At 69.9% G+C, this 5,621-nt stretch carries 5 protein-coding genes and 1 tRNA gene; 2 read left to right on the top strand and 4 right to left on the bottom strand.

Annotated elements, in window-relative coordinates; genetic code table 11:
- Positions 1–54: 54 nt before the first annotated feature.
- The gene (locus VFW24_00625) at positions 55–1,068 is read left to right on the top strand and encodes an LLM class F420-dependent oxidoreductase (protein ID HEX5265253.1); all 1,014 of its coding nucleotides are present in this window, start codon (positions 55–57) and stop codon (positions 1,066–1,068) included.
- 7 nt (positions 1,069–1,075) lie between these two features.
- On the opposite strand, the gene VFW24_00620 is transcribed toward VFW24_00625, so the two are convergent.
- The 3 genes from VFW24_00620 to VFW24_00610 form a co-directional block, all read right to left on the bottom strand.
- Positions 1,076–1,519 carry an LAGLIDADG family homing endonuclease gene (locus VFW24_00620; protein ID HEX5265252.1) on the bottom strand — a complete coding sequence of 148 codons (444 nt, stop codon included), beginning with the start codon at positions 1,517–1,519 and terminating at the stop codon, positions 1,076–1,078.
- Entirely contained in the window at positions 1,503–1,943 is a 441-nt protein-coding gene (locus VFW24_00615) for an LAGLIDADG family homing endonuclease (protein HEX5265251.1), read from the bottom strand. Before VFW24_00615 ends, VFW24_00620 begins: the two co-directional genes overlap by 17 nt.
- Positions 1,944–1,991: 48 nt before the next feature.
- A tRNA-Ala gene (locus tag VFW24_00610) sits at positions 1,992–2,068 on the bottom strand.
- A 162-nt stretch (positions 2,069–2,230) separates the two neighbouring features.
- Between VFW24_00610 and leuS the strand changes: the two genes are divergently transcribed.
- The gene (gene leuS / locus VFW24_00605; protein HEX5265250.1) at positions 2,231–4,963 is read left to right on the top strand and encodes a leucine--tRNA ligase; all 2,733 of its coding nucleotides are present in this window, start codon (positions 2,231–2,233) and stop codon (positions 4,961–4,963) included.
- Here the strand turns inward: leuS and VFW24_00600 are convergent.
- Positions 4,944–5,621 (bottom strand): MFS transporter (locus tag VFW24_00600; protein ID HEX5265249.1); only part of this gene is annotated, 678 nt, incomplete at its 5' end. The two genes, leuS and VFW24_00600, sit on opposite strands and share 20 nt — an antisense overlap.

Here is a 5,621-nt window from a genome sequence, read left to right as displayed (position 1 = left end):
CGCCGAGCTGCAGCGCTTCCTGCGCGGCGAGACCTGACGGGTTAGCTTCCGCCGGTGCTCGTCGACGGTGGTGTGCCCAGCGATCTCGACCGGGTCCCCGATGCGGTGCGGGCGGCCGAGGCCGCCGGCTATGACGGGGTGTGGGCGGCGGAGACGGCGCACGACCCGTTCCTGCCCCTGCTGCTGGCCGCCGAGCACAGCAGCAGGGTCGAGCTCGGCACGGGGATAGCCGTGGCCTTCGCCCGCAACCCGATGAACCTGGCGGTGATGGCCAACGACCTCCACCGCTACTCGGGGGGCCGGTTCATGCTCGGCCTCGGCTCCCAGATCAAACCCCACATAGAGAAGCGCTTCTCGATGCCGTGGTCCCACCCCGCCGACCGCATGCGGGAGATGGTGCTGGCCATGCGCGCCATCTGGGACTCGTGGAACAACGGGACCCGCCTGTCGTTCCGGGGGGACTTCTACACCCACACCCTCATGACCCCGTTCTTCGATCCCGGGCCCAACCCCCACGGCACCCCGAACGTCTTCCTCGCCGCCGTCGGGGGACGGATGACCGAGGTGGCCGGGGAGGTGGCCGACGGGATGCTGCTCCACAGCTTCACCACCGAGCGCTACCTCCGGGACGTCACCCTGCCAGCGCTCGAGGCGGGCTGGGCCCGGTCCGGCCGTCGGCGCTCGGACTTCCAGATAGCCCTCACGTCCTTCGTCGTCACCGGCGCCGACGAGAGCCAGATGACCAAGACCGGCCAGGCGGTGCGCCAGCAGATCGCCTTCTACGGATCGACCCCCGCCTACCGCAGCGTCCTCGAGCTGCACGGCTGGGGGGACCTCCAGTCCGAGCTCAACTCGCTGTCGAAGCAGGGCCGCTGGGAGGACATGGGGCGCCTGATCGACGACGACATCCTCGACGCCTTTGCCGTGGTGTCCGAGGACCCCGGTCAGGTCCCCACCCGGCTGGCCCAGCGCTTCGCCGGGTTGGTCGACCGGATGAGCTTCTACGGGCTGGCGGGGGTCGACTCCAGCGCCCTGACCCCGCTGGTGGCGCAGCTCAAGGCAGCCTGACCCTCCGTCAGCGACCGGTCAGCAGGTAATAGTGGTGCCGGCAACGATCCAAGGCCCGAGCCGGCTCCGTACAACCAGGGACGGCACACCGCCGGGGCCCCCGGGGCCGCTGGTCGCAGTAGAGGACGAGCTTGTCTCGCCAGGCTTCGTACTGCAGCCGCTTGTAGGAGGGGGGGAGGTGCTCGTCCATGTAAGGAACCACCACGCCGACCAGGTCAGCCAGCCTCCGGACCTGGAAGACCATTTCGTCGTCGTAGTGGGCCTTGCGCCGTGGATACCAGTGAAGGGTGCCGCAGCCGAAGAACTCCTTCACCTCCCTCAACAGGTCCCCATCGGCCGCACCGAGACGTATCGAGAATGTGAAGCTGGGCCGTCGCCCGGTGCAGACGAAGGTCCCTTCGCCGGCGATCAGGCCGCCGACGAATGAGGCCCAGTCAGTAGCCGGTGACATGGTGGTAGTGGGTGCGGCACAGACCCTGCCCTCTTACGGGCTTGACGCATCCCGGGACCGAGCACATCGATGGGCCGTTGCCCCAGCGATTGGGATGCTCCTCCTCATAGGCGAAGAGCCGATCACGCCATTGGTCGAACTGCTCGCGCTTGGCACAGGGCAGCAGAAACGCCTCTGCGAACGGAATCGTCGCCCGCCGATGAGCTCGGTGCGACCCGACGCTGAACGTCGACTCCGGCTCCCAACCCTTCTTCCGGCTCGGGCGATCGGTGATGGAGCCCACACCGAGAGCCGACCGGAGTGCCACGAGCAGCGGCCGGTCGCGGCTCGCCATGGTCACGGTGAACACGAAGCGGAGCCGTTCCGACCCGTCACGGTACGCCGGCAGCTTGCGCGTGACGCTGAAGCAGCCTTCCCCGGCGATGAATCCTCCGAGCGTGAATCCGACAGCTGTGATCCACGCTTGGAGGGGTGGTGGAGGCGATGGGAATCGAACCCACGAACCTCCTGCATGCCATGCAGGCGCTCTACCAACTGAGCTACGCCCCCGGGGTTGTTGATCATAGCCGGGGCCGACCTCGTCTCCTCGCTCATGATTTATCGAACACATGTTCGTAGATTACGACCCGGATGTGACACCGCGCGGTGCCGGGCTCCCGACGTCTCGGGAATGCGATGGAGTCTGGCGACCCGTCGCATACCGTTGGCCGCATGGCCGAGGCGCCCCCCTACCGCTACACCGCCGCGCTGGCCGGCCGCATCGAGGTGGAGTGGCAGCGCCGGTGGGCCGAGGAGGGCACGCAGCACACGCCCAACCCGACGGGGAACCTGGCGGCCGGCTTCGACCGGGTGGCCGACCGTCCGAAGCTGTACGTGCTGGACATGTTCCCCTACCCCAGCGGCTCCGGGCTCCACGTGGGCCACCCGCTCGGCTACATCGGCACCGACGTGTTCAGCCGGTTCAAGACCATGACCGGCTACAACGTCCTGCACCCGATGGGCTTCGACGCCTTCGGGCTGCCCGCCGAGCAGTACGCCGTCCAGACCGGACAGCACCCTCGGGTCACCACCGAGGAGAACGTCGCCAACATGCGCCGCCAGATGGAGCGGCTCGGGCTCGGCTTCGACTGGCGCCGGTCCATCGCCACCACCGACGTCGACTACTACCGCTGGACCCAGTGGATCTTCCTCCAGCTCTACAACGCCTGGTTCGACCCGGAGACCAGGCGGGCCCGGCCGGTGAGCGAGGCGCCCGACGACCGGGTCGAGAGGCTCGTGTACCAGGACTACGCCCTGGTCAACTGGTGCCCGGCTCTCGGCACCGTCCTGGCCAACGAGGAGGTCACCTCCGAGGGCCGGAGCGAGCGCGGCAACTACCCCGTCTCGCGCGTGCCCCTGCGGCAGTGGAAGATGCGGATCACGGCCTACGCCGAACGCCTGCTCGAGGATCTCGACCGCCTCGACTGGCCCGAGCCGATCAAGGCGATGCAGCGCAACTGGATCGGCCGTTCCACCGGCGCCCGGGTGTTCTTCCCCACCGCCGGCAGGCCCGTCGAGGTCTACACGACCAGGCCCGACACCCTCTACGGCGCCACCTTCATGGTGGTGGCCCCCGAGTACGGCGACCTGGAGGGCCTGGTGGCGGCGGAGTGGCCGGCCGGCACGCCCGTCAACTGGACCGCCGGCACCTCCACGCCGGCCGAGGCCGTGAGCGGCTACCGGACCGAGGTGAGTGGCATCCGCGACGTCGACCGCCTGAGCACGGGCCGCCGGAAGACCGGCGTGTTCACGGGTTCGTACGCGACCAACCCGGTGAACGACGAGCAGATCCCCGTGTTCGTGGCCGACTACGTCCTGGCCGGGTACGGCACGGGAGCGATCATGGCCGTCCCCGCCCACGACCAGCGGGATTTCGAGTTCGCCCAGCAGTTCGGCCTCCCGGTGGTGTGCGTGGTCGAGGCCCCCGAGGAGTGGAAGTGGGACGAGGCCTACGAGGGGCAGGGGCGGGCCGTCAACTCGCCGGTCATCGACGGCCTGCCGACGGAGGAGGCCAAGGCCCGCATCACGGAGATGCTCGAGGAGCACGGCCGGGGCCAGGGCGCGGTCGCCTACAAGCTGCGGGACTGGTTGTTCAGCCGCCAGCGGTACTGGGGGGAGCCGATCCCGGTCGTCTACGACGACGACGACCGGGTCCACGCCCTGCCCGAGGACCAGCTGCCCGTGGAGCTGCCGGAGCTGGACAACTACGAGCCCGAGGTGTCGGACGACCCCGAGGACATGACCGTCCCGCTGCCTCCCCTGGCCCGGGCCCGGGACTGGGTCGATGTGACCCTGGACCTGGGAGAGGGCCCGCGCCGCTATCGCCGCGAGACCAACACCATGCCCCAGTGGGCCGGGTCGTGCTGGTACTACCTCCGCTACCTCGACCCCCACAACGACCGGGCTCTCGTCGACCCGGGCATCGAGAGCTACTGGATGGGGGACGAGGAGGACAAGCAGCCCGGCGGCGTCGACCTCTACGTGGGAGGGGTGGAGCACGCCGTGCTGCACCTGCTGTACGCCCGGTTCTGGCACAAGGCGCTGTACGACCTCGGCCACGTGACGACCCCCGAGCCGTTCCAGCGCCTGTTCAACCAGGGCTACGTCCTGGCCAACGTCTTCCGGGACGAGCGGGGCCAACCCGTCCCCGCCGTCGAGGTGACCGAGAAGGACAGCGTCTACTACTACGAGGGCCGGCCCGTCAGCCGGGAGCACGGCAAGATGGGCAAGAGCCTCAAGAACTCGGTCACCCCCGACGAGATGTACGAGGCCTACGGCGCCGACACCCTGCGCCTATACGAGATGTTCAGCGGCCCACTGGACACCAGCCGGCCGTGGGAGACCGAGGCGGTCGTGGGCGTCTACCGCTTCCTGCAGCGGGTGTGGCGCCTGGTCGTCGACGAGGAGACCGGAGCCCTGCGCGTGACCGATGCGCCCCTCGACGACGAGACCCGGCGGGAGCTGCACCGGACCATCGACGCCGTGCGGGACGGCATGGAGACGCTCCGGTTCAACGTCTCGATCGCCCGGCTGATGGAGCTGACCACGGCCCTGGCCCGGAGCCCCGAGCCCAGCCGGGAGGGAGTCGAGCCCCTCGTGCTCATGCTCTCCCCGCTGGCCCCCCATGTGGGCGAGGAGCTGTGGGAGCGGCTCGGTGGCGCCGAGTCGGTGACCCGTCAGCCCTTCCCGGTCGCCGACCCCGAATGGACCAGGCAGGACCACGTCACGATCGCCATCCAGGTCAAGGGGAAGCTCCGGGGAACGGTGGAGATCGACGCCGGCGCCACCGGGCCCCAGATGGAGGAGGCGGCGCGCGCCGAGCCCAAGGTGGCCGGCTACCTGTCGGAGGGCAACTGGCGGGCCATCGTGGTCCCCGGCCGGCTCGTCAACTTCGTCCCGGCGTAGTCGCGAGGTTCCCAACGTCGGCCCCACCGGGATCGACCAGCCGGGCCGAGCGCACATAGCGCCTCAGCCGCGGCACCAGCGCCGCAAACAGACCGGCCACGACCGTGCACGCCACTCCCCCCGAGACGATGGCGAAGGGAAGGCCGGCCACTCCCCCGACGACCCCGGCCTCGACGTCGCCGAGCACCGGGCCGCCGGCATAGACGGCGAACTCCACTCCGCTGACGCGGCCCCGGAACGCGTCCGGCGTGACGTCGGCGGCCATGGTCGAGCGGAACACGCCGGAGATCATGTCGGCGCCGCCCGCGACGGCCAGCATCGCCAGGACGAGGAACGTGCGGCGGGTGAGACCGGCCACGGCTATGGCCGCACCCCAACCCGCCACCGACACCAGCACGGCCATGCCGTGGCGGCTGATCCGTCCCGTCCAGCCACTGGCGAGGGAGGCCACGAAGGCGCCGCACGCCACCGCCGACAGCAGCAGGCCGTAGAGGGCGGGGCCGCCTCCCAGGCGGTGGGTCAGGGCCGGGAACAGGGCGCGGGGCATCCCGAATACCATGGCGAGGAAGTCGATGGCGAAGATGCTGGTGACGAGCGACCCCCGCAGGAACCGCACGCCGTCGATGAGCGACGCCGCCGACACCCGGGCCGCCCCCGA

This window comes from Acidimicrobiales bacterium, assembly GCA_036273495.1.
Taxonomy (GTDB): Bacteria; Actinomycetota; Acidimicrobiia; order Acidimicrobiales; family JAJPHE01; genus DASSEU01.
Note: the sequence above shows the minus strand (reverse complement) of the source record. Positions and strands in the feature narration are given on the sequence as shown.

Bases quoted from the DNA above. Each gene is read 5' to 3' on its own strand.
- VFW24_00620 (HEX5265252.1), bottom strand. From the start codon at position 1,519: ATGTCACCGGCTACTGACTGGGCCTCATTCGTCGGCGGCCTGATCGCC.
- leuS (HEX5265250.1), top strand. From the start codon at position 2,231: ATGGCCGAGGCGCCCCCCTACCGCTACACCGCCGCGCTGGCCGGCCGC.